The organism is Bifidobacterium angulatum DSM 20098 = JCM 7096 (genome assembly GCF_001025155.1).
Classification (GTDB): Bacteria; Actinomycetota; Actinomycetes; order Actinomycetales; family Bifidobacteriaceae; genus Bifidobacterium; species Bifidobacterium angulatum.
Map to the genome: position 1 here is coordinate 1174598 of NZ_AP012322.1, position 23377 is coordinate 1197974.

At 59.1% G+C, this 23377-nt stretch carries 14 protein-coding genes and 3 pseudogenes; 5 read left to right on the top strand and 12 right to left on the bottom strand.

Annotation, left to right across the window (positions count from 1 at the left end):
* Positions 1 to 304: 304 nt before the first annotated feature.
* Entirely contained in the window at positions 305 to 2356 is a 2052-nt protein-coding gene (locus tag BBAG_RS04785) for an MDR family MFS transporter (RefSeq protein WP_003826605.1), read from the bottom strand.
* Between the two features lie 230 nt (positions 2357 to 2586).
* Positions 2587 to 2772, bottom strand: coding sequence for a hypothetical protein (locus BBAG_RS08790; RefSeq protein ID WP_003826606.1), 186 nt, complete (start codon positions 2770 to 2772; stop codon positions 2587 to 2589).
* A 188-nt stretch (positions 2773 to 2960) separates the two neighbouring features.
* Between BBAG_RS08790 and BBAG_RS04795 the strand changes: the two genes are divergently transcribed.
* Positions 2961 to 3326 carry a YccF domain-containing protein gene (locus tag BBAG_RS04795; RefSeq protein ID WP_003826607.1) on the top strand — a complete coding sequence of 122 codons (366 nt, stop codon included), beginning with the start codon at positions 2961 to 2963 and terminating at the stop codon, positions 3324 to 3326.
* Between the two features lie 246 nt (positions 3327 to 3572).
* Here BBAG_RS04795 and ychF read toward each other — a convergent pair whose 3' ends face one another.
* From ychF to BBAG_RS04810, 3 genes are all read right to left on the bottom strand, one after another.
* Positions 3573 to 4667, bottom strand: a complete 1095-nt coding sequence (ychF, locus tag BBAG_RS04800; RefSeq protein WP_003826609.1) for a redox-regulated ATPase YchF — start codon at positions 4665 to 4667, stop codon at positions 3573 to 3575.
* Positions 4668 to 4884: 217 nt separating this feature from the next.
* On the bottom strand, positions 4885 to 5685 hold the full coding sequence (proC, locus tag BBAG_RS04805) for a pyrroline-5-carboxylate reductase (protein ID WP_003826613.1): 801 nt from the start codon (positions 5683 to 5685) through the stop codon (positions 4885 to 4887).
* Positions 5686 to 5772: 87 nt separating this feature from the next.
* Positions 5773 to 7110 carry an alpha/beta fold hydrolase gene (locus BBAG_RS04810; protein ID WP_003826616.1) on the bottom strand — a complete coding sequence of 446 codons (1338 nt, stop codon included), beginning with the start codon at positions 7108 to 7110 and terminating at the stop codon, positions 5773 to 5775.
* 177 nt (positions 7111 to 7287) lie between these two features.
* Between BBAG_RS04810 and BBAG_RS04815 the strand changes: the two genes are divergently transcribed.
* Together BBAG_RS04815 and BBAG_RS04820 are read left to right on the top strand one after the other, a co-directional pair.
* Positions 7288 to 9897, top strand: coding sequence for a sensor histidine kinase (locus BBAG_RS04815; RefSeq protein ID WP_003826618.1), 2610 nt, complete (start codon positions 7288 to 7290; stop codon positions 9895 to 9897).
* A 75-nt stretch (positions 9898 to 9972) separates the two neighbouring features.
* Positions 9973 to 10719, top strand: coding sequence for a response regulator (locus BBAG_RS04820; RefSeq protein ID WP_003826620.1), 747 nt, complete (start codon positions 9973 to 9975; stop codon positions 10717 to 10719).
* Between the two features lie 70 nt (positions 10720 to 10789).
* On the opposite strand, the gene BBAG_RS04825 is transcribed toward BBAG_RS04820, so the two are convergent.
* The 3 genes and pseudogenes from BBAG_RS04825 to BBAG_RS08840 all read right to left on the bottom strand — a co-directional run.
* On the bottom strand, positions 10790 to 13432 hold the full coding sequence (locus tag BBAG_RS04825; protein WP_003826622.1) for an ABC transporter permease: 2643 nt from the start codon (positions 13430 to 13432) through the stop codon (positions 10790 to 10792).
* A 41-nt stretch (positions 13433 to 13473) separates the two neighbouring features.
* A complete protein-coding gene (locus BBAG_RS04830) occupies positions 13474 to 14265 on the bottom strand; it encodes an ABC transporter ATP-binding protein (RefSeq protein ID WP_003826623.1) in 792 nt (263 codons plus the stop codon).
* Between the two features lie 132 nt (positions 14266 to 14397).
* A pseudogene (locus BBAG_RS08840) lies at positions 14398 to 14513 on the bottom strand (Lrp/AsnC family transcriptional regulator); the annotation flags it as partial.
* On the opposite strand from BBAG_RS08840, the pseudogene BBAG_RS08475 reads away from it, so the two are divergent.
* Positions 14510 to 15012, top strand: a pseudogene (locus BBAG_RS08475) (LuxR C-terminal-related transcriptional regulator); the annotation flags it as partial. The pseudogenes BBAG_RS08840 and BBAG_RS08475 overlap by 4 nt on opposite strands.
* Positions 15013 to 15150: 138 nt before the next feature.
* Here BBAG_RS08475 and phoA read toward each other — a convergent pair.
* The 4 genes and pseudogenes from phoA to BBAG_RS04850 form a co-directional block, all read right to left on the bottom strand.
* Positions 15151 to 17223, bottom strand: a complete 2073-nt coding sequence (gene phoA / locus BBAG_RS04835; protein ID WP_003826628.1) for an alkaline phosphatase — start codon at positions 17221 to 17223, stop codon at positions 15151 to 15153.
* Positions 17224 to 17455: 232 nt separating this feature from the next.
* On the bottom strand, positions 17456 to 20020 hold the full coding sequence (locus BBAG_RS04840) for a glycoside hydrolase family 31 protein (RefSeq protein WP_047750114.1): 2565 nt from the start codon (positions 20018 to 20020) through the stop codon (positions 17456 to 17458).
* 242 nt (positions 20021 to 20262) lie between these two features.
* Positions 20263 to 20472: pseudogene (locus BBAG_RS04845) on the bottom strand (hypothetical protein); the annotation flags it as partial.
* Between the two features lie 145 nt (positions 20473 to 20617).
* A complete protein-coding gene (locus tag BBAG_RS04850) occupies positions 20618 to 21931 on the bottom strand; it encodes an O-acetylhomoserine aminocarboxypropyltransferase/cysteine synthase family protein (protein ID WP_003826633.1) in 1314 nt (437 codons plus the stop codon).
* A 348-nt stretch (positions 21932 to 22279) separates the two neighbouring features.
* On the opposite strand from BBAG_RS04850, the gene BBAG_RS04855 reads away from it, so the two are divergent.
* Positions 22280 to 23155: a pyridoxamine kinase gene (locus tag BBAG_RS04855; protein ID WP_003826637.1), complete on the top strand. Its 876-nt coding sequence runs from the start codon at positions 22280 to 22282 to the stop codon at positions 23153 to 23155.
* The last annotated feature ends 222 nt before the right edge of the window (positions 23156 to 23377 follow it).

The following is a 23377-nucleotide window of genomic DNA, read 5'->3' on the forward strand; positions in this document are numbered from 1 at the left end:
TTCTTCAATTCCACTACAAAGGTCACATCACAGCATACGCACGCCGACGCGCGTATGCGTGCACGACTCCAGCAACGAGCCGTACCCGCCGTTAGATGGCAGGCTTCAGTATCGTGACGCCATGCGTTAGCGTCACCATGCAACGATAGGAACACACTATTCAATAGTGCATCATGAAGGCGTGACGTTGCCCTTGCGCAGGTGCCGTAAGACTCCGCGGACAAAGCAATGAGGCTCCCCCCCCCCCCCGCGAGAAGGGAAGCCTCATATTTCATTCATTCTATTCAGCGATGATGACGCCGAATCACCGATCATCCTTTGGGAACAGCGCGTCGAAGGCATGTTCCATCACGGACTTACGGCGGATCACACCGACGAGTCTGCCATCACCATCCACCACCGGCAGTTTCTTGAACTGCTTCTTGGCGAGGATTCGGGCCACCTCTCCAACATGCTGGTCGGGCGTGGCGGCAACGACCTTACGCGTGGCGATGTCCATCACCTTCTTGCCGGAGAGCGCCTGCACCTTGGAGGCCACGGTTTCGTCGTCGAACACCACCATCGTCGAACCGGTGCCGGTGGGAACCGTACGGGATTCATAGGTGGCAATCGATTTCAGGACATCGCCGTCGCTGACGAAGCCGACGAGCCTGCCATCGCCGTTCACCACGGGAAGGCTGGAGACGTTGAGGCGGATGAACTCGCGCACCACATGCGTGATGTCATCGCTGTCCAGGCAGCTGTAGGGCTGATCGTCCATAATCCCGCCGATGGACTGTTCCTGGGCCTGCTTGAACAGGGAGGCAGCGGGGGCCACGTATGCGCCGGCGTAGTGATGCTCGGCGGGCTGGACTTCAGTGGTTTCGACCGCGACTTCGGCGGAGGCTTGCGCCTCGTAGGCCTTGGCGTTGCGTGCGGCCTTCTCCTTGGCACGGCTGGTGACGGTGAAGATGCAGATGATCAGGGCGACCAGCGAGATGGCGGCGCACAGCAGGTAGGAGAACGCGATGCCGCTGGCCGTGGCGGACTTCACACCCTGGGACATGTGCAAGGCGGTCACGGATGTTTCTGCGGTGACCAGAAGCGAGGTCGCAATGGCTGCCGCGATCTGGCGGCCGGTGTTGGCGATGGCGTTGCCATGGGCGATCATGTCGTTCGGCAAAGCGTTGACGCCCCAAGTGTTGATCGGCATGTTGGCGATAGCCTGACCGGATGCCTGCAATGCGCAGAACACGGCGACAAACAGCACTGATGTCCTGGTGTTGATGGTGCCGAGAAGACCAAGAGAGATGGTCATGAGCGCAAGGCCGCCGATGCCCACGCCGCGCGGGCCGAATTTGTCGAATGCGGCACCGGCGACCGGACTCAGGATGATGCCGACCGCCGCGGCGGGCAGCATGACCATGCCGGTGACGGTGGCGGATTGGCCGAGTACATTCTGGATGAAGATAGGCAACGTCACGTTGGTTGCGGCGACTGCGGCGTTAATCAGAGTGACCAGAATCGCGGAGTTGCGGAAGTTGCGGGTGGCAAGGGTGTCAACGCGCAACAATGGCTCATCGAGCTTGACTTGCTTGTATACGAATGCGACGAAGGCCACAAGACCAACGACGATTGAAATAATGACGGCCGGACTGGTCCATCCCATCGTGGAAGCAGACGAGAAGCCATAGAGCAGGCCACCGAACGCGATGGTCGAAAGGATCACGGACAGGATGTTGAGCTTTGGGTTCTTCAACTCGCCGACGTTCTTGAGCATCATCGTGCCTCCGACAAGGATGACCAGTGCCACAACTGCGATGCCAATGAACATCGGGCGCCATCCGAAACTGTCAATCACCAGACCACCGACAACCGGGCCGATAGCCGGGCCGGCGGCCATGACGATACCGGCCATGCCCATGGCGGTACCGCGCTTATCCGGCGGATAGACGAGCATCGGCACTACGGCGACCAATGGCAACAGCACGCCGGAGCCGGCGGATTGCAGTATGCGTCCGACGAGCAACAGCACGAAATTCGGCGCGACGGCACACAGCAGTGTGCCGACCATGAAAGTGGCAAGAGCTCCGGCGAAGAGCTTTCGGGTGGAGAATTTATCAATCAGATAGCCTGAAATCGGCACCATGATGCCCGAGACCAGCATGTAGACGCTGGTCACCCACTGCACGGTGCCGGTGGTGATATTGAAATCACGCATCAGTGCCGGCAAGGCCGGTGACATGACGGTCTGGTTGAGCAGCGCGATGAACGAGCCGACGACGATCACGCCCACGACGATGAATCGGGCGTGCGAATCAATAGGCTTTACGGAACTGGCGGCGGACCCGAATTCCGCGGTCCTCTGTGAGGTCACAGCATTTCCTTCTGTTGGTAACGGTATGTATGGGCGATCCGGCCCCATACTTGTGTCAAGACGCGGGGACACTGATGAGTCCGGAGTAAAGGAAAAGCCGCCATCCGTTCCGCATTCATATACGGCAAACGATTCGCGGCTTTGCGTAAGTTGATGGCTATGGTGAGCGATTCATGCGATGTCGACTGCGGATGGGCCATCGGTACATCCCGACATAAGGCGTGTCCCCGCTACACCAGCATCGAGAATAGGGCCATTTGTGGATTGGCAAACAGAACATTGCCGACGAACGACCCACAGCAGGCGCGTGCGATGAACATCGCGTAGCGATACAGGTTCATGGCATCTCCTTGATGGGTCTTCATACGGCAGACATCGAGAAGCCTATCATCAGTCAAACCGACGGTGAAAACCACGTATGCCCGACAATACACAAAATCTTCACAAAAGGGTTGGGCTTACCGCATACGATCCGCCTGAATAGCGGTCCGAGAATGAATCAGGGGCGAGCTAAGGGTTACGTCTCGTGTTTCCGTCATGCTGTCTGGCAAAATAGTGAAGCTGAACATGCGAGGCATCGACCGGAATTGGAAAGGGGCGAATCATGCGAGTTCTCGGCAATATCCTGTGGATCATTCTTGGTGGGTTGGCCATCGCAATCGGATGGGCAGTGGTGGGACTGATTCTGTGCATCTCCATCATCGGCATCCCGCTCGGCATTCAAGCGTTCAAGATGGCGGGACTCACCCTGACGCCGTTTGGCGCAACCGTGCAATACGGCGGCGGAGTCGGCTCTGCCTTGGCCAACATCCTGTGGGTGGTGCTGGTCGGCTGGTGGATGGCGCTCGGCTATCTGGGAGCCGGCATGCTCAACTGCATCACCATTATCGGCATTCCGTTCGGATTGCAATCATTCAAGATGGCCAAGCTTGCGCTCTGGCCGTTCGGCGCGGAAATCGTCAACCTGTAGATTCCAAATACTACAAAGCTGCCAAAGCAACCCTTGACGAGGCGGTCACCGACGTCAACAATTGGATTGACCAGCAAGCCACCGAGGCCGAATAATAAAACACACATTATGCTGCTGCAGCAGCCAGTCCTTGCAGAACAATGTCATGACAAAGGCCTGAGAAAACGACTTCTCAGGCCTTATCCGTGCCGCTCCTCAGTCGCTTGTAGCGACAGCTCCCCTCAAAGAGGGGAGCCAGAGAAACACTTACTTCGAGACGTTGAACTTGAACTCCACGATGTCGCCGTCCTGCATGACGTAGTCGCGGCCTTCCTGGCGGAGCTTGCCTTCCTCCTTGATGGTCACCATGGAACCATCGGCGGCCACGAAGTCGTCATAGGAGACGATGTCGGCCTTGATGAAGCCCTTTTCGAAGTCGGTGTGGATCACGCCGGCGGCCTGCGGGGCGGTGTAGCCCTTGTGGATCTGCCATGCGCGCACTTCCTTCTCACCAGCGGTCAGGAAGGTGGACAGGCCGAGCGTGTCATAGCCGACGCGTGCCAGCTGATCGAGGCCGGATTCCTCCAGACCGGCGTCGGCGAGCATTTCGCGGGCGTCGTCCTCGTCCAGCTCGGTCAGGTCGGCTTCGAACTGCGCGTTGAGGAAGATGGCCGGAGCCGGAGCGACGGTGGCGGACAGTTTGGCCTTGAGCTCGTCGTTCTGCAGCTCGGAGTCGTCCACGTTGAACACGTAGATGAACGGCTTGGCGCTCATCAGATGCAGGTCGTACACGGAGTCCTTGTCGAAACGGCCTTCACGGGCGGCCTTGTCGAGCGTCTCACCGGCTTCGAGAATCTCCTTGGCCTGCTTGACGGCATCCATGTATGCCGGTTCGATCTTCTTGCCGCGCAAATCCTTTTCCAGCTTCGGCAGCGCGTTCTCGATGGTCTGCAAATCGGCGAGGATGAGCTCGGTGTTGATGGTGTCGATGTCGTCGGCCGGATCGACCTTGCCGTTGACGTGCACGATGTCGTCGTCTTCGAAGGCTCGCACGACCTCGCAGATCGCATCGGCCTCACGGATGTTGGCAAGGAACTTGTTGCCCAGGCCTTCGCCTTCGGAGGCACCCTTGACGATGCCTGCAATGTCGACAAAGGTGACGGTGGCGGGCACGATCTTCTCGGTGTGGACGAGCTTGGCCAGCACGGGAAGACGCTTGTCCGGCAGCGGCACGACACCGGTGTTCGGCTCGATGGTGGCGAACGGGTAGTTTTCCGCAAGCACGTTGTTGCGGGTCAGTGCATTGAACATGGTGGACTTGCCGACGTTCGGCAGTCCGACGATTCCGATAGTAAGAGACATGGTTCCCAACCATACAACCACCGGCCTATGAACCTGTTCGCACCGAGCCGCTGCCGTGTTGTGCCGGCAGGCCAATGATGGCCGTATCCGGCACCGCCCGATCTCGAGTCGGTTCCTTGTCGAATTCCCCTATCCGACCTGCAGAACGCGTCTCATGCTCAATCTGGCGAATGAGCGGCACCGGATTCCTTGCTGAACGGGGTGGTAACGGCCACCGTCACTGTTCAATCGCGTCGACGGCCTTGATGATCGCGCCACGGAACGCGCTCTCCTCCAGCGAGGCGACACCTTTGATGGTGGTGCCGCCAGGCGAGCATACGGCATCCTTCATGGCACCCGGGTGTGTTTCCGTGGCGAGATACAGAGCACCCACACCTTCCACCATCTTCGCAGCCAAACGATATGCCGTGGCACGCTGCAAACCGTATTTCACACCGGCGTCGGCGAGCGCTTCGATGTACATGTCGGTGAAGGCGGGCGCGCATCCGGCCACGCACATGGCGATGCCCATGTGTGCGGAGTCGACGCGTTCGATGAGGCTGATCGGCGCGAACAGCTGTTCGAATATTTCGGTCTGCGTCTCGCTGAGCGTGTTGTCGGATTCGGTGACGAGCACGCCTTTGCCTACGGCCATTGGCGTGTTCGGGATGGTGCATTGGATGTGCACGGCGTCGAACTGTTCGCCGAATAGATAACGGTATTTATTGAGATCCCAGCCTGCTGCGATGGAGACGACGAATTTGCTGCTTTGGGCGAGCTTGGCGACGATGGGGCCGATTACGTCTTCGATCTGGTAGGGCTTGATGGCGATGACGACCACGTCGGCGGCGTCGGCTACTTCCGCGGCGGTGTGTACGGCTCGGATGCCGAATTTGGCGGCGTTGCGTTCGAGTTTGTCGTAGTGGGCGGCGCAGGCGACGATGTGTTCGCCGTCCAGTACGCCGGCGTCCACCATGCCTTGTGCGATGGCCTGCGCCATGTTGCCGTATCCGATGAATCCGATGGTGTGGTTGTTCATGGGGTTTCCTTCCCTGCTTCCTGTTGCAGGAAGCAATGGTTCGTGTTGCGTCTGCCGGTTCGGCAGCGGGTTATGTGCTTAAGGGGATTAGAACAGTTCCTCCAGGTCGCCGCGGTTCAGCGCTTCCGTGTAGAGGTGTTTGAACACCGTGCTGCCGTGTAGTCCGTCGTGTTCGAATTCGTTGGTGGTCCAGTAGTGCGAGTTGCCCACGCGCGAGAGGGTGTCGAGTTGCAGCCCGGAGTCGACGTACATGTCGTCGAAGTATACGGCGGCCTGCAGTGGCACCTCGTTGCGTGCCAGCTGGTCCGCGTCGTAGATCGTGCCGAAATGCGTGCTTTCCATCAGCACGTCCATGGCCGGCTTGAAGGGGCGGAGTGCCGCCTCCTGTTCGAACATCCATGGGAACATCGCTTCGCCGGTGAAGTTGAGAGGACGCTCCCCCGCATCGAATTCCGGATGCTCGTCACGTACACGCTGCGCGGCCCAACGAATAGGCGTTTCCAGTTCGCCGTTGGCGTAGATGAACTCCTGTAGCGGCCAGTACAACGGACGGGAGGCGGTGGCGTCCATGACCTTGGCGAGGAATTCGTCGGAGAGCTCGGAATCGGCGGATGCGGAGCCGTCGCCGTCAAGGAAGGCGTCGTCAAGAATCCAGTGGACGCGTTCGAAGCTTGGTTTCATGCCGAAATCGGAGCCGAGCATCTGGAAGCGTTCGACGGTGAGCGGATCACCGTTGGGCAGGCTCACGGGTTCGGCGTCGAGCTTGTCGGCGATGATGGCCGCACGCTCGACGTCCTGTGGGTAGCGCTTGTAGAATTGCGCGGTTTTGCGGGCCATGCGCGGGAACGTATGACGGTACACGTCGGTCGCATCGGCGGGAACATGCGGAATGCCACCCGTGGTGAAACTGGCGATAACTCCTTGCGGGAACAGCGAGAGATACGTCAACGTCAGGAATCCGCCGTAGCTTTGACCAAGCGTGACCCACTGCTTGCCGCCGAATTCGGTGCGACGCAGATGTTCGAAGTCGCGCACGATGGAGTCCGCGAGGAAATGCTTAAGATATGCGGCGCCTTGCATGCCGTCCATACGGTTCATGATGTGCGTGTCGACGCGGGAGGAACGCCCGGTGCCACGCTGGTCAGGCAGAATCACACGGAAATGCTTGATGGCCTCTTCGATCCACCCGTCGGAACTTGGGCTGAGCGGACGCGGGCCGGAACCGCCAGGACCGCCCTGCAAAAACACGAGCAACGGCAGATCATCATGCACATGTTCGGGAGCGGTGACCACACGGTAGAACAGGCTGATCGATTCGCCATCGAACCCATGCCCCGGCTCATGACCTGTCCAATCCAACGGCACCTTGATGGAACGATCTTCAATATGCAATCCGGGCACGTAGTATTCGCTCAGCAACGTCATGCATTCACCTTTCCCTTGGCATCATCGGCATGTTCAATGCGGGTAGTGACTTTTTGATGGCTTCCATCCCACCCACATGCGGAGACAACCTTACCTCACAAAAGCGGCTTTATCTTACCGCTATTTCATTCCTGCGCATGATGGCGTCACAGCATATCTGGCGCTAGGGTGGAACGTATGTCGAATCTCAAGCAGCGTCTCTTGTCATGGATGCATGGCCATGTCTTCGCAGGCGATCTCATCATCACGCTTGTTATAGGTGTTCTGCTGTTCGGCGTGACCGGCAGCATCACCTATAATCCGGGATTGCTGTTTGACCTTAAGCCTTCCACACAGATGGCATGGGAAGCGGCAATGCTTATTCCGCTGCTGATCCGTCGATGGTGGCCGCAGACCGGAGCGTTGCTCTGCGTGGCATTGACCTTGGCGCATCTCATATTCGGCCCCTGCCTGTTGGGCGCCGATATTCTGGCATTGTTCATGCTGTATTCAGTGATCGTCTACGGCAATCCCAAAAACACGAAAGCCTTCATTACTCTGGCGTTGACCATCGGTCTTCTGGCTTCGGCGCTGATAGCATGGACCATGACCAATGGACCACTGCTCACCGGAGGCAAAGTGCATACATGGAGCAGCTGGAACGGCCCAAATCCGAATGACATTATGGTCACGGAAGACACTCTCGGTTCCATCTACACAGGAACATCCATGTCGAAAGTCGCCGACATGATGGCGCAATACATGCTGGTACTGACGCCGATTTTCGAAGTATGCATTATTTCCACCGTCATTGTAGCGTTCTGGCAGCGTGCCCGTCTGGCAACCATTCGCATGATGCGGGAACGCAATGAGGCAATCGCCGCGCGAGACCAGAATGAACGCGATATCGCCGCGTTGGCGGAACGCGCACGCATCGCACGTGACATGCACGATGTGGTGGCGCACACCCTGTCGATCATCATCGTGCAGTCCGACGGCGGTCGCTATGCAGGCACGCATGATCCCGCGGTGGCCAGAAACACCATGGAAACGATTCGACACGAATCGGAACGCGCACTGCATGACATGCAACGTCTTCTGGGAGTATTCGGGGGTTCACCGCACGCCGATTATAACGATATCGGCAATCTTGTGGAACAAGCGCAACACGTCTCCCCCGACATTCGAATCCGACGGAATATCACCGGCACCGCCAGCCCAGAACAACTCAGCGAACAAGCCTCGATAGCTTCCTACCATGTAGTGCAGGAGGCGCTGACGAATATCCGCAAGTATGCGGGGCCGCACGTCGATGTACATATTGAAGAGTTATGGAACAACGGTTTGCTCACTGTGACCATCACCGACAATGGTCATGGCGCGGCGGCCAATATCGATGGGCATACGCCAGGTTACGGCCTGCTGGGCATGAAAGAACGCATCGAATCGGCCGGAGGCTCATTGCAGGCTGGCCCCCGACTCGGCGGAGGCTTCGAAGTCATGGCCACCCTGCCTTACGGCGGTAAAGAACAGGTGACAGACGAAACCGGCGAACAGTATGCCTCGGAACAGTCCGAATCGTGCAACATAACTGCCATATCCAGCACAGCGAAATTATCCGACGAAGCAATCGCACCTCACACAGTCGTCAACATATCGGCGCGAATCCCGGATCAACCATCGGAGCAGACGCAGGAAACCAACCAACCGACCGGTCGCGATCATCGTTCGAACGCCCTGCAACATTTGCGCATCACCGCACCCAATCTGCATGATTTGCTCAAATCGTTGAAACTGAAATCCGTGGAACCTGCAAATACATCCAATGTGCGAGGGCTGAATTGGGTGGAGCGTGTTTCCGCGTGGACGCAGCATCATTATGTGCTCATGGATACCGTTGGTGCCGTGGCATTGGTCACGCTGCTGAATCGCATGTCGATCACGCTCTTTTTTGATGGTTCATCTCATGCGCAGCTCTCACATGCGATCGCCGCATGCTGCTTGCTGGCGCTGGCTCTTCGACGCAGGTTCCCCGAGACTTGCGCGCTTATTGTGTTCGTATTGTCGGTTGTGCAATTGGTGTTTTTGGGATCGATTGAGGTCGGGCACATCGTAGCGTCGCTGTGCGCACTGTATTCAGCCGTATTGTATGGGCGTGAACACGCATGGCGTTGGACCGGTCTTGCCGCTGTCACCTGTTCAGCTCTGATGGGCTTGAAAATCGCAGCCGACCAACATGGATACACTACCTTGTTCGACGCCATCGCCGCTTCCGTGGGCTTGACAAAACCGGTTTCAGCCACGGCAAGTAGTGGTGCAGCGTTCTTTACCGGCGTTATGTATACGGTTGCGGTGTTGATGCTGTGCGCCGGCATTATGGCGTGGGCACGTTGGGCTCGTTCCAGTGATTCCAACGCACTGGTGTTGCAGGCGCGAGAGGAAGCGCTGGTGGCCGAGCAGGAGAAACAGCGTATTCTCGCGGCGAATATGGAACGTGACCGTATCAGTGCCAGCATTCAGGCTGAGGTCACTGCCACGTTGAACAGCGTGATCAACCAAGCCGTCGATGGCATTCGCATGTTGGATCGCGCCGAAACACAAGGCAAGGAGCCAACCGCCGACGAGATTTCCACAGCGTTCAAAGCCATTGGAGAACAGGGGCGTGCCGCGCTTAAGCGTATGCGCGAACTGCTTGGCGTGCTTCGTGAGACTGGTTTCAGCGATGACGCTCATGCCGGTAGCGCGAGCGAACTGCAGTTGAGGCCTGCAGCACCGCTGGAGGAGCAGCTGCAGCGCGTGTCTCGATAGCCGGTTCAAGTTTTCAGGGAGATGTAAGGGTTTATTTTGCACTGTGAGCGGAACAATGCCGATAAGGTGGAGAGTATGAGTGAAGAACAGAAGATTCATGTGGTCATTGCCGATGATCAGGAATTGGTACGTGCCGGTTTTGCTATGGTGATCGGCTCCCAACCTGATATGGCGGTCGCGGCACAGGCTCGCGATGGTGCGGAAGCCATGGCGTTGGCGGAAACACTGCATCCTGATGTGGTGTTGATGGATGTGCGTATGCCAGGCATGGATGGTATTGAAGCGACTCGGCAGATCAGCGCGTTGCAGCATCGGTTCGCTGCCGATGGCACGAAATCAGAAGTCGCCCGTACCAAGGTGATTATTTTGACGACATTCGATTTGGATGAATATGTGATGGCGGCGATCAATGCCGGAGCTTCGGGGTTCCTGCTGAAAGATACAGAACCGGAAACGTTGTTGAATTCGATTCGCACGGTCTTTCAAGGTAATGCGATTATCGCACCGTCCGCCACGAAACGCCTTATCGAGAAAATGATGGAAGGCGATTTCATGGCTGCGAATGTTGGTGCACATGGAAATTCCACTGCTTCTTCCACTTCTGATTCGACGTACACCGATCCGGAATTAGATGAACTGACCGATCGCGAGCGCGAAGTGCTTATTGAGATCGCGCATGGATTGTCGAATCAGGAGATTGCCGACAAGCTTTTCATCAGCCTGACGACGGTGAAAACGCATGTGGCGCATATTCTGTCGAAAATCAATGCGCGAGACCGCGTCCAAGCCGTCGTGTTCGCCTATGAAAACCATCTCGTATAAAACCTTCATAAAAACGCATTCAGGCAACAAAAAATGCTCCTTCTTCCGAAGGAGCATTTTATGTAGTGATCTAGGCTTCCGCGAGCGCCTCAACCGGCGGCACCTTGGCCGCGCGGCGGGCGGGCGCGACACTGGCCAGCAATGCTGCCACAGCCGCCACGGCAAGCACAATGCCGTTGATTCCCCATTCAAACGGGAACACCACGGTGCCGTACAGACTGAACACCACGTATGCGCCCAGCCAGCCGAACAATGTGCCAAGTAGAATGCCGGCAAGGCCGGATACCACGGAGATGAGCAGCGCTTCGATGGCGAGTGACGCCCGCAGCTGGCCGCGGGTCATGCCGATGGCTCGCAGGGTGGCCGATTCGCGGGTGCGTTCGATCACCGATAGGGACAGTGTGTTGGCCACGCCGATCAAGGCGACCAGTACCGCCACGGCGATCAGTCCCACCATAAGCATCATCATGGAGTCGATCATCTGTGCCCAGGTGATGCGTTCGGCGATCGGTCCGGTCACTGTCGCATCAGTGCTCTTTTCCAATGCGGCCTGCATGTCGTTGTAGATGCCGTCGACGGAAACTCCCGACTTGTCAGTATCTGCTTTGACCAGCAACACATGGGTGGCGGCATCAAGGTCACCATTGGTGAAATGACTTTCATCCACGAATCCGACAGCTTCATACTGTGCGGATACGCGACGGTAGTCGGCTTGGTTTGCTTGCAATGTCAGCGAACGCGTAGCGTCGCCGTCCTGGTTCCATTCGGTGGAGAAATCAGCCGTGCCGTTGGCGAACTGCAGCTCCTTGCCGGTTTGCGCATTGTATGTTGGCATGAGAACGCTATCACTGTCGATGGAGGCGTTACCCAAGTTGGCACGCATGACCTGCTTGACCTGATCGATGTTCTTCACACCGACCAGCAATGCGGACGTAGGCCGGGTTCCATCCGCTTTCTCCAAGGTCACGGAAACCGCCGGCGCATACAACGTGTCGGACACGCCGTTGATGTCGGCTACATCCTTGGCCATTTGCTGGCTGATGTCATCGCCCATGGCCACGATGTCGACGCTATAACGGGTGGCGAGCGCACCATTCATAGTCTCTTTGGCGCTAGCGGCACCGGTTGCGATGGTGGAAACCAAGGTGACGCCGATGAGCAGAGCGGCACCGGTTGCTGCGATGCGTCGCGGATTCTTCTGAATGTTGGCGTGTGCAACTGTTGCGGAAGATCCTGTCAGTGAGGCCAGCGCTCCAGCACCCTTCATGAGGGTCGGCATCCAGAACACCGCGGTGACCACCATGCCGAGGAACACCAGTGCAGCGCCGACGATGGCTATGAGCAGAATCATCGTGAATTGATCGCCGTTCGCTTCCTCGCCGCCATTGGTGGCTTGTACCTGCCAGATGGAAAATACTGCCATGGCGATACCGACCACCACCATCAGAATACCGATTATGGCTCGAGTGAGACTGGAACGACGGTTGTCGGTCAGTTCAATCGGGCGCAATGCCTCCAATGGCGTCACCGCAGTAGCGGAACGTGCGGATCCCAAGGATGCGAGCACCGTCACCACAATACCGAAGAGAATAGGCACGACGGCGGCCTGCCAAGAGAAATTGAATCGCATACCCTCTTGCATGATGTCACTGACGCACATGCCCCACATGAGCAGACTTCCCAGTACCACGCCAAGCACGGATGCGACGAAGCCAAGCACTGCCGCTTCAAACAGCACGGAACCATACAGCTGGCCTTTCTTCGCGCCGATGGTGCGCAGCAAGGCGAGTGTGCGGCGGCGTTGCGCCACGAGCACTTGGAACGTGTTGGCGATCACCAGTGCCGCCACGAACATGGCAAGCACGCCGAAGCACATGAGGAATGTGGTGACGATGTTGGTTTGGTTGCCGGTTAAGGATTTGATGCTTTCGTCACTGACCTGCTGTCGCGGCATCAAATCGAAATGCTTTGGCAGCAACGCTTTCACACTGTTGATGGTTTTTGCGGATGCGCTGTTTCCATCCAAGGCAAGGTCGAGGTATACCGTTGTTGTTCCGGTGGTGTTGAAATCGCCTGTTCCCTGCATTGCGGCAAGCAGATTGTTGGATCCTACAATCGCACCACCATAGTACGAGTAGGCACCGTTTGGATCGGAGGTGAGTCCGACCACGCGCACGTTGTCCGCTTTGGCTTTGCCATCGGCGCCTACCTCATATCGGGAGGTCAGGCTTACAGTGTCGCCAATGCCGACGTTCAGCTGTTTCGCCATGTCTTCCGGCAGTGCGACTTCGTTGGAGTCCTTCGGCTGGTCCCCTTCCGTAATGTTCACGGGGAGCATGTTCTTCTGTGCCGCGGTGGAGATAATCTCACCGCTGATGGTGCTGTCTCCCTTGGAAACACTGGCGCCGGTTTCCACCGAAGCGCGGACGCCGTCGACCCCTTCGATGCCGGCGATCTGGTCGAGATGGAAGTCGCCGACAGTGCTGGAGTACGCTTCGTTGAGTTCCTCATCACTCAGGTCGGAGCTGTTGACGGTCACCGCATAGTTGGCGTTTCCGAACATAGCGGTCAGCCGCCGTGTCAGGGAGTCGTTCATGGCATTGCCGAACAGGAAGGTGCTGGCGATGAACGCCGTGCCGATCATGATGGCGATACCTGCGGGTATGAGCATGCGCTTGGTTTTTCGCATGAGTTTCAAAGTGATGGACCACATGGTGAATTCTGTTCCCTTCTTCGAATGCTTCTACAGTGCGTTTAGTGGGAATGTCTCGCGGAAGCCGCATTCATTGTGGCGGCTTCGCGTTCCTTCATCAACAGTTCACTCATCTGGTCTGCTGTCGGATTGTTCACGTCCGTCACAATCTGGCCGTCGGCAAACACGAGCGCACGGTCGGCGTAAGACGCGGCGACCGCATCATGCGTGACCATGATGATGGTTTGGCCAAGTTCATTGACGGAACGTTTCAGGAAGCTCAGCACTTCGGCGCTTGATACGGAGTCAAGATTGCCGGTGGGCTCGTCTGCGAATACTAGTTTCGGTTTGGTGATCAATGCTCGTGCGATGGCCACACGCTGCTGTTGACCTCCCGATAGTTCGTTCGGACGATGATTGAGACGTTCCTTAAGACCAAGTGTCTCCACCAGCAGACGCAACCACTGTCGGTCGGGTTTCGCTCCAGCCAAGGTCAATGGCATGAGAATGTTCTGTTCGGCGGTGAACATCGGCAGCAGGTTGAAGCTTTGGAAGATGAATCCGATGTCGCGGCGGCGCAGCAACGTAAGCTGGTTGTCGTTCATGCGAGTCAGATCGTCGCCATTGAATATGATGTGCCCGCCGGTTGCGGAATCCAGTCCTGCCAACGTGTGCATCAACGTGGATTTGCCGGAACCAGAGGGTCCCATAATCGCCGTGAATTTTCCTTGTTCAAAAGCGACGTTGACGCCACGCAATGCATGCACCGTGTTATTCCCGGAACCGTAGTCCTTCACAAGATCCACGGTTGCAATGGCCGTATTGGTAGCTTTGATGGTGTCCCTGATATCCATGCCGTCATTCCTTTCTTTGGATTACCTCCAAAATTACGGAAAAACAGCTGATTCAAATATCATGCGTTGGTCTGAATTATCATCTCATCCTTGAGAATGAGCAAAAATGAGACGCCTCATGCCATTGATTCATCAATCGTCGAAGAGCACACCATCCTGCGGAGGCTCAAGCCAATACGACTCTTTTCCACACTGACGGTGGATGCCCACCAGGTCTGTTCCATGCCTGGCAATGGTCGAATAGACTCGGCAGATCAGCGCATTGCAGCATCGGTTCGCTGCCGACGGCACGAAATCAGAAGTCGCCCGTACCAAGGTGATTATTGTGACGACATTCGATTTGGATGAATATGTGATGGCGGCGATCAATGCCGGAGCTTCAGGGTTCCTGTTGAAGGATACCGAACCGGAGACGCTGCTGAGCTCGATCCGCACGGTATACCGAGGCAATGCGATCATCGCGCCATCCGCCACCAAACGCCTGATCGAGAGGATGACCACGGGTGCCGGTCTGACGGCCGCCCCGGCCCAGCCCACATACACCGATCCGGAACTCGATGAGCTTACCGACCGCGAGCGCGAGGTGCTGATCGAAATCGCGCGGGGTCTGTCGAATCAGGAAATCGCGGACAAGCTGTTCATCGGTCTGCCTACGGTGAAGACGCATGTGGCGCATATCTGGCAAAGATCAACGCCCGCGACCGTGTGCAGGCCGTGGTGTTCGCCTACGAGAATCATCTGGTCTGATTCGGCCGTCTTCCGATTCCGGCTCCTGTACATCGGCCGGCCTTATGCCGGCATAAATATCGTTGCCGTCCGATTCGTTCGCTGTAGAACGGGTCGGACGGCAACGGTTTATGTCAGGCTGTTTGCGTCAGCGTTGCGTCAACGCTCGTTCTTCGCGGCCTTGGCGGTTTTGATCAGCATTGCGAGAGCTGCCATGATGGCGGCGGCCAGGGCGATGGCGATCAGCGCGGCACCGGTTTTGCCCAGCATGTTCTGTTCAGCGCCGTTCTGAGCTTTGCCGGAGGCGATAGTGCCGCTGGGTTCGGTGTTGTCGGCCTTCGTGTCCGAAGATCCCTGCGCGGGCGCTTGGAAGTCGAAGCTGACGGTCTTGCCGGACTGTCGACCGGTCACGGTGAGCGTGTACTCGCCACCTTCCGTGATGCTGTCCAGGGCGATGCCGGTGGATTGTGCGGTCTTCACGCGCACGCCGGAAACGGGGGTGCTGGAGTCGGATGTCGCCAGGGTCTTGCCGGAGGTCTTGTCTTTGAGCTCGTAGGAGAGCACCGCATCGCCGTTGAAACCGGTGGCTTCAGCAGTGTATGCGCCGTTGTTCGCGTTGACCTTGACTTCGGCGTTGGATGACAGTGCGCTCTGGGATTCGGTGGAGGTGGCCAGTCCGAGCGCTCCGGCGATGGTGTAGAAGTTGTCGGTCTGGTCGGTCAGGCCGGTGACGCGCTGGGCGCCGGGGCCGGAGGCTGCGATGCGCAGCTGGGTGCCGGTGTGTTCCATATCGCCGCCGTTGTAGCCGCCGTCCTCGTCGCGGGAGTCATCCTGCGCGGTGCCGTAGGAGACGACCATGTTGATGCCGTCGGCGGTCTTGAGCACGGTGGACAGTGCATAAGCCGGCTGGGCGTTGAGGATCTGGGAGGTGTGGGCATGGTCGGCGGTGACGATCACAAGCGTATTGTTCAGGTCGACGTTCTTGAGCGCATAGGTGATGGCCTGGTCGAAGTCATCGGTCTCGCCGATCTGACCGCAGGCGTTGCCGGCATGGTCCTGCTTGTCGATGGACGCGCCTTCGACCTGCAGGAAGTAGCCGTTCTTCTGACCGTTCGGATTGGCGCCCAACAGATCAAGCGCCTTCTTGGTCATGTCCTTGAGCGAGACGCCCTGGTTGCCGAGCCAGTCGGCGTTCGGAGTGCATACGGTCGGGTTGGCGTCCTTGGCCGGATCCTTGGCGGTGGCCTTGGAGGGGTTGAACTTGGTGGGCATGTTGCCGTCGCTCATCAGGGCGAGCACCGGCTGGTTGTCCTTGTATTGCAAGGCGTTCATGGCGGCGGGGTCGTTTTCGACGGTTTGGAAGCCCATTTCCCTGGCCTGTTCCCACACGGTCTTGCCTTGGTATTCGCCGCCCTGCACGGTCTGACGGAAGTACTTGGAACCACCGCCGATGGTCACGTCGGCACGGGTGTCGAGCAGCTGCTCGGAGATGGAGCCGATGCCGCCGTTCTCCTTGAGCTGATTGGCTAGGCAGCGTTTCAGGGCGTCATTGGAGGTGCCGTCGGTCTTGCCTTGCGGGCCGTAGCAGCCGCGCTCGGTGGAATGCGATTCGAGCACGGCCGGCGTGGCATCCTGGATTTCAGCGGTGGTCACGTTGCCGGTGGCCTTGCCTGCGGCTTTGGCCAGTTCGAAGAGGTTGAGCTGCGGATTGCCATACACGTCGACGTCCACGGCGTTGTTGTACGTCTTGGTGCCGGTGGCCCAAGACGAACCGGACGCGGAGGAATCGGTGACCGGGGTGATCTTGCCTGGGTTCGCATTGACTGCGAGACTGCCGTTGTTGTCCTTGCCGACGGCGCTGTCCTTGCTGCCGTTGCCCAGCGAGAACGTGGTGTACTGGCCGGTGCCTGCCTTGGCATCGCCGAGCGCACCCGGCTGGCCTACCGCGTCGAGACCCTCGAAGTGACCGTTGGCGCCCTTGAGGTAGTCGCGTGCGACGGTGATTTCGGAGTCGCCCATGCCATCGCCAAGGAAGAGGATGACGTTCTTGGCCTTCTCATTGCCGATCGAGGCGATGCGTTGCGCGCCGCCATGCTTGGCGAGTTCGGATACGGTTTTGCCGTTGGGACTGTAGGTACCGTCCACGGCGTATGCCGGCGCCGCCATCGCACCGAGCGCTGCAACGGATGCGAATGCTGCGACAGCGCCCTTGAGCGCCTTGTGCTTGTTCATATGTTCTTCTTTCTTCCGCACGGGGCCTTCCCGCGTTGTGTATTGGATCTTGCGATGCCAACGCACACGCTATGCCGTGCGGAAGTACGGGAGGAGACCCGTAGAAGAAATCCAAGTGAACCTTGATGGCCTTCAGGTGAACACTGGTGTCCATAAGCCGCCTGATATCCCGTCACCGCCATCCGCCCCATCAGCTTCAGCGATACAGGAAGCGACTGCGAAGTGCCGGCACTCAGCTTCTGAGCAGAACCTCCTCCAAAGCGCTGACCACCGATTCGGGCAGATCCACGGTAAGGAAATCACCGTCGAACCGCGGCCCCCTGTTTATCGCGGCGAACGATCCGATGGCATGCACACCTTCCTCGCGGATCGCGGTCAGCGCCTTTTCCTTGGCGAGGAACTGGATCTGCGCGTGAAGCAGAATCTCATAGCAGTCCTGTTCCACCGGGTTCTGTGCAATCCGCAGTCCGTCTGTGAACACCACACGCATCTGCTGGCGTGTCGGCACGTCGCGCACGGTAAGGGTGAGACTCATTGCGGCTTCGTCGTAGGCGATATCGGATGGACTCACCGCCACCGTCTTGCTCCCAACCGTCACATGGGCACAAGATTCCAGCGGACCCGGGGCAGGACGGGCAACACCACGAACGGTGATCGTCCACTCGCGCGATTGCGGTGCCGCGTCGGCGCCGTCACCGCATACCGGGTCGACGGTAAACACCGTGCTTTCATCGGCATGCCCCGAAGCACCTTCATGCCACTGCCAACGCAATTGCGTGTCGGCCGTACGCCCTGCAGCGGCATGCGCGTACACGCCGTCGTCCTCGCGCATCGTGAATTCACCGGTGGCACCCGGGAAAAGCAACACCTGCATTGCGGTCGGGTTGGCGACGGAGTTGACCTCGCTCCCCTCGCCCAGCCGTTGCATTGGCACGATCGCTCCGGCCCTGGCGAATACGGGCATCCGGTCGAGCGCGCGCCAAGCGGTGATGGAACGGCCGTCCACACCACGCGCCACATACCGACGTCCATCGAAGAAGTCGAACCATTCGCCTTGCGGCAGCCACAGGTCCGCACGTCCCCGCGCAACCTTACGGTCGGCGGCACTGACGATTGGCGCCACGATGAGTTCGGTGCCGAAACGGAACTCATCGGGGTATTCATAGGCGGCCCACGTGTCGGGAGACTGCCAGTACATCGGTTCCACAATCGGCCGGCCTTCGAATGCGGCGCGGTAGTTCATGGTGTACAGGTACGGCAGCATCGCGTGGCGCAGACGCAGCGAGGCGGTCATCGAGGCGCGCACGTCTCCCGTGTAGTTCCACGGCTCCTTGCCGGAGAACGGCGAGTTGCTCGAATGCAGGCGGTTGATCGGGCTGAACGCGCCAAGCTGGTACCAGCGGGCTTCAAGCTCGTCGTCACGGTAGCCGAACATGTGGCCGCCGATATCATGGCTCCACCAGCCGTAGCCGATGTTGGACGCGGTGGCGGTGAACTGAGGCTGGAATGCGAGCGATTCCCAGGTGATCACCGTGTCGCCGGAGAAGCCGACCGGGTAGCGGTGCGAGCCGGGGCCGGCATAGCGCGAGAAGGTGAGCGGCCAGCGTCCGTCGCGTCCGGAATCAAGGTAGTGCATGTGGTTGAGGATCCACAGCGGGTCGAGTCCGGGCTGGCGGGTCACGCCACCCTGCTGCCAGTCGAGCCACCAGAAGTCAACGCCTTCGGCCTCCATATCGTGGTGCATGGCGAAATAGGCGTCCATATAGTCCGGGTCGGTCAGGTCGAATTCGAGGTTCTCACCGCTTGCCGGATCGACGCCCATGCGCCTGGCGGCCTTCGGGTAGGCGCTTTCGAATGCGCGGATGCCGTCGCGCGGATGCACGTTGAGCGTGGTCTTGAGGCCCTTGCGGTGCAGCTCGTCGAGGAATGCCACATGGTCGGGGAACAGGTCGCTGTTCCACGTATAGCCGGTCCATCCGGAACCGTACTTCGGGTCGATGCCGTCCACGAGATGCCAGTCCATGTCGATCACGGACGTGGTGAACGGAATGCCCTCACGCTTGAAGCGGTCCATAAGCGCCAGGTATTCGGACTGCGTGTACCGGTAGTAGCGGCTCCACCAATTGCCGAATGCGAAACGCGGCAGCAGCGGCTGCGGGCCGGTGAGCCTGTAGAAGTCCTGCACGGCTTCGATGTAGCGGTGCGCATAGCCGAAGAAGTACAGGTCGATGCACCCCTTGTCGCGCGGTGAGACCCAGGAGCCGAACGGGTTCGGTTTGCCGTTCACCTCGTCGGCGAGCACGATCACATTCGATGTGGAGTCGTCGAGTATCGCCCAGCCGTCACGCGAGATCACTCCGTCGCCCATCTCAAGCGGCTGGCCGAATTTCCTGCTGCCGTTCACCTCGTCGAGCGTGCGCGCGGTGCCTTTGAGATTGCCGTTCGTCTTGTCGCCGTAATGCCAGGTGTTGAACTGGGTGCTGGAGATGTGCTTGACGACCACGCACAGGCCTTCCTTGCTGAACGGCTTGCCGTCGTAATCGATGTGCAGGTGCTCGGTGTCAATGACGATGCGGCAGTCGCGCTGCGTCACAGTGCGCTCCACATATCGCCCGAAATCGCGGTTGAGTACGGTCTGGGTGACATGATCCTCGAAATGGCCGGTGTCGGACCATTCGAAACGCACGAGCGCATCGGTGAGCAGGCAGATACGCCATCGGTCGCCTTGGATGATGTTGGCGGAATCAGGCTGTGGGTGCGCATTGCATACGAAGTCGGTGAAAGCGGTGTCAGTCATATGGGTTCCTTCCACAGGTGCTCAGAACGTTCCAAATCTCCCTACAAATATATACCCAGTCCGTACACCCTGCGACACATCATCCTCGATCACATTTCGGGCGGTTTTGCCAAATGTCCGATTCGTAATAGTCACAACGGTTATCGAAGCAGCAACCTGCCGAAATGGCAAGGCGCCTGCGATGCCGGCAGCACCATGTGCTGGCATCGCAGGCACCATCATGCGACCCGTCCGGCGCGTCGTCAGGCTTCGGTAAGCGCTTTCACCGGAGGGGTGCGCACCGCGCGACGAGCGGGGAACACGCTGGCCAGCAGCGCGGCGATCGCGGCCACGGAGAGCAGGATGCCGTTGGTACCCCAGTCGAATGGGAGCATCGTCTTATCCGCGTACAACCCGAAGATCACATATGCGCCAAGCCAGCCGAACAACGTGCCCAGTATCACGCCGCACACGATTATGCCGTTGGCTGTAGGAATTGACCATAGAAAAAGGGCTCGCATCACGTGTTCCGTGATGCGAGTCCCAGCGAGTAAGCGTGCAGTTTTCATAGACCGGCGGCGTTCGGACCCCTCTGATCGCCGCCGTGCCTGAGCCGGCTTACTTGGCCAGACCGGATTCGCGCAGGGCCTTGAAGCCGCCTTCGAGATCCTCGATGATGTCGTCGATGTTCTCCAAGCCGATGGACAGGCGGATGGTGCCCTGGTGGATGCCCTGATCCTCCAGCTCCTCCACGGTCTCCTGGGAGTGCGTGGTGGAGGCCGGGTGGATCACGAGGCTCTTGGCGTCGGCCACGTTGGCCAGCAGGCTGAACAGGTGCAGGTTGTCGATGAACACGCGTGCCGCGTCCTTGCCGCCCTTGATGTCGAAGGTGAAAATGGAGCCGCCGCCGTTCGGGAAGTACTTCTGGTACAGATCGTGGTCCTTACGGCCTTCGATGGACGGATGGGAGATGGATTCGACCTCCGGCACGGTCTTGAGGTAGTCGACGACCTTCAACGCGTTCTGCACGTGGCGTTCGACGCGTAGGGACAGGGTCTCGGTGCCCTGCAGCAGCAGGAACGCGGCGAACGGGGACAGGGTGGCGCCGGTGTCGCGCAGCAGGATGGCGCGCACGCGGGTCACGAAGGCGCTTGCGCCGAGGGCCTCGTAGAAGTTAAGGCCATGGTAGGAGGGATCCGGCTCGGTCAGGGTCGGGAACTTGCCCGGCACCTCGGCCCAGTTGAACTTGCCGCCTTCCACGATCACGCCACCCAGGGTGGTGCCGTGGCCGCCGATGAACTTGGTCGCGGATTCGACCACGATGTCGGCGCCATGCTCCAGCGGGCGGAACAGGTAGGGGCTGGCGAAGGTGTTGTCCACGATCACCGGCAGGTGGTGCTTGTGGGCGATGGCGGTGATGGCTTCGAAGTCCGGCAGGTCGGCGTTCGGGTTGCCGAAGGTCTCGAAGTAGACGAGCTTGGTGTTCTCCTGGATGGCGTCCTCGAACTCCTGCGGGTTCTCGGCGGAGACGAAGGTGGTGTTTACACCGTCACGCGGCAGGGTGTGGCGCAGCAGGTTGAAGGTGCCGCCGTACACGTTCTTGGCTGCGACGATATGGTCGCCGCTCTGGGTGATGTTGCGCACCGCGTATTCCACGGCGGCCGCGCCGGATGCGACGGCCAGGCCTGCGGTGCCGCCTTCGAGGGCGGCGATGCGATCCTCGAACACGCCCTGGGTGGAGTTGGTCAGGCGGCCGTAGATGTTGCCCGGGTCGGCCAGACCGAAGCGGGCCTCGGCATGGTCGAAGTTATGGAAGACGTAGCTGGTGGTCTGGTAGATCGGCACCGCGCGGGAATCGGTGGCCGGATCGGCCTGCTCCTGGCCGACGTGCAGCTGCAGCGTTTCGAAACGGTAGTTCTTGTTCTCTGCCATGGTGCGGCTCCTTTGGGGGAAGTGGTTCGTTGTCTGTCTTGAGTCACCCGCCGTGCCGTGTAGGGCGGGTGGCCAGGTGTTGGTAGAGACGATAATCCGACCGGTGAGCGCGATGCAAGCCGAACGTTATCGCACTTGCCTATACCCGCTTATCAACCGTTGGGATCATTGGCGTTTCCCATTTCCGCGTTCGCCGAAAACGATTGCCGCGGCCCGCTGCGACACGCCGAATCGTCATGCCTGATGCCGGAACATCCGGCCCGCAAATGGCGTTCCGCTTGAAGACGATTGGTCAATGGGCACCGTTAAACCGCTGAGCAGTACCCGCAAGCAGAGGAAGGATTTGCTATGAGTGATGAGATTCTGTTCGACCGTGATCCGAAATACATTCCGCGTGTGGCCGCGGTGCACGATATGTGCGGCTATGGCAAGTGTTCGCTGACGGCGGCGATTCCGATTCTGTCGGCGGCCGGCTGCGATGCGTGCCCGGTGCCGACGGCGCTGTTCTCGGCGCATACGCGCTATGCCGTGTACACGTTCCACGATACGACCGAGATTTTGAATGGCTATCTGGATGCCTGGCGCAAGGAGAATGTGGAGCTTGACGGCGTGTATTCCGGTTTTCTTGGGTCGGCCGAGCAGGTCGCGATCATCAAGCGACTGTACGACGAATACCCGCAGGCGCTTCGTCTGGTCGATCCGGTGATGGGCGACGGCGGCAAGACCTACCCCACGTACACCCCGGAACTGTGCGAGGCGATGGGCACGCTGGTGTCCGGCGCGGATGTGCTCATGCCGAATCTGACCGAGGCGTCCATTCTGACCGGACGGGCATACCCCGGTCAGGATCTTGACGACGCACAGGTGAATGGCGTTCTCGATGCGTTGCTGGATTTGGGCGCGAAGCACGTGGTGCTCAAGGGCATCGACCGCGGCGACGGCATGATCCGCAACTATGTGGCGTCCGCCGCCACCGGCTCGACGGGGAAGAGGGAATTGGCACATGGCAAGCTGCCGTTCATGGTCCACGGCACGGGGGATGCGTTCGCCTCGGCGCTGTGCGGCGCCGTGATGGCCGGTAGGTCGTTGGCCGAGTCCGCCCGCATCGCCGGCGAATTCGTACGTCATGCCATGGAGAGCACGCAGTATCAGCCGCATCATGATGAGCGCGGCGTGAGTTTCGAACTGAATCTGAACGAGCTGACGGGCTTGGTGCACCGCTGATTCGCGGATTCGCGCATCCTGGGTAACGGCACGGCTGCATTGCTGCAGTCGTGCCGTTTTGCATTCCATGGGCGTCGGGGCCGAATCCCACAGCCGATGTTCCACGATTGTGGATTACCCGGATTTGTCCACATGCTATCCACGACACGCCCGGCGCAGAGGGTCCCGTCCACAATGCCCATCCAGGTTGCCGGCGCTGTTCCCGCCCCGGCATTGTGGAGC

Bases quoted from the DNA above. Each gene is read 5' to 3' on its own strand.
- BBAG_RS04795 (WP_003826607.1), top strand. From the start codon at position 2,961: ATGCGAGTTCTCGGCAATATCCTGTGGATCATTCTTGGTGGGTTGGCC.
- ychF (WP_003826609.1), bottom strand. From the start codon at position 4,667: ATGTCTCTTACTATCGGAATCGTCGGACTGCCGAACGTCGGCAAGTCC.
- proC (WP_003826613.1), bottom strand. From the start codon at position 5,685: ATGAACAACCACACCATCGGATTCATCGGATACGGCAACATGGCGCAG.
- BBAG_RS04810 (WP_003826616.1), bottom strand. From the start codon at position 7,110: ATGACGTTGCTGAGCGAATACTACGTGCCCGGATTGCATATTGAAGAT.
- BBAG_RS04815 (WP_003826618.1), top strand. From the start codon at position 7,288: ATGTCGAATCTCAAGCAGCGTCTCTTGTCATGGATGCATGGCCATGTC.
- BBAG_RS04820 (WP_003826620.1), top strand. From the start codon at position 9,973: ATGAGTGAAGAACAGAAGATTCATGTGGTCATTGCCGATGATCAGGAA.
- BBAG_RS04825 (WP_003826622.1), bottom strand. From the start codon at position 13,432: ATGTGGTCCATCACTTTGAAACTCATGCGAAAAACCAAGCGCATGCTC.
- BBAG_RS04830 (WP_003826623.1), bottom strand. From the start codon at position 14,265: ATGGATATCAGGGACACCATCAAAGCTACCAATACGGCCATTGCAACC.
- phoA (WP_003826628.1), bottom strand. From the start codon at position 17,223: ATGAACAAGCACAAGGCGCTCAAGGGCGCTGTCGCAGCATTCGCATCC.
- BBAG_RS04840 (WP_047750114.1), bottom strand. From the start codon at position 20,020: ATGACTGACACCGCTTTCACCGACTTCGTATGCAATGCGCACCCACAG.
- BBAG_RS04850 (WP_003826633.1), bottom strand. From the start codon at position 21,931: ATGGCAGAGAACAAGAACTACCGTTTCGAAACGCTGCAGCTGCACGTC.
- BBAG_RS04855 (WP_003826637.1), top strand. From the start codon at position 22,280: ATGAGTGATGAGATTCTGTTCGACCGTGATCCGAAATACATTCCGCGT.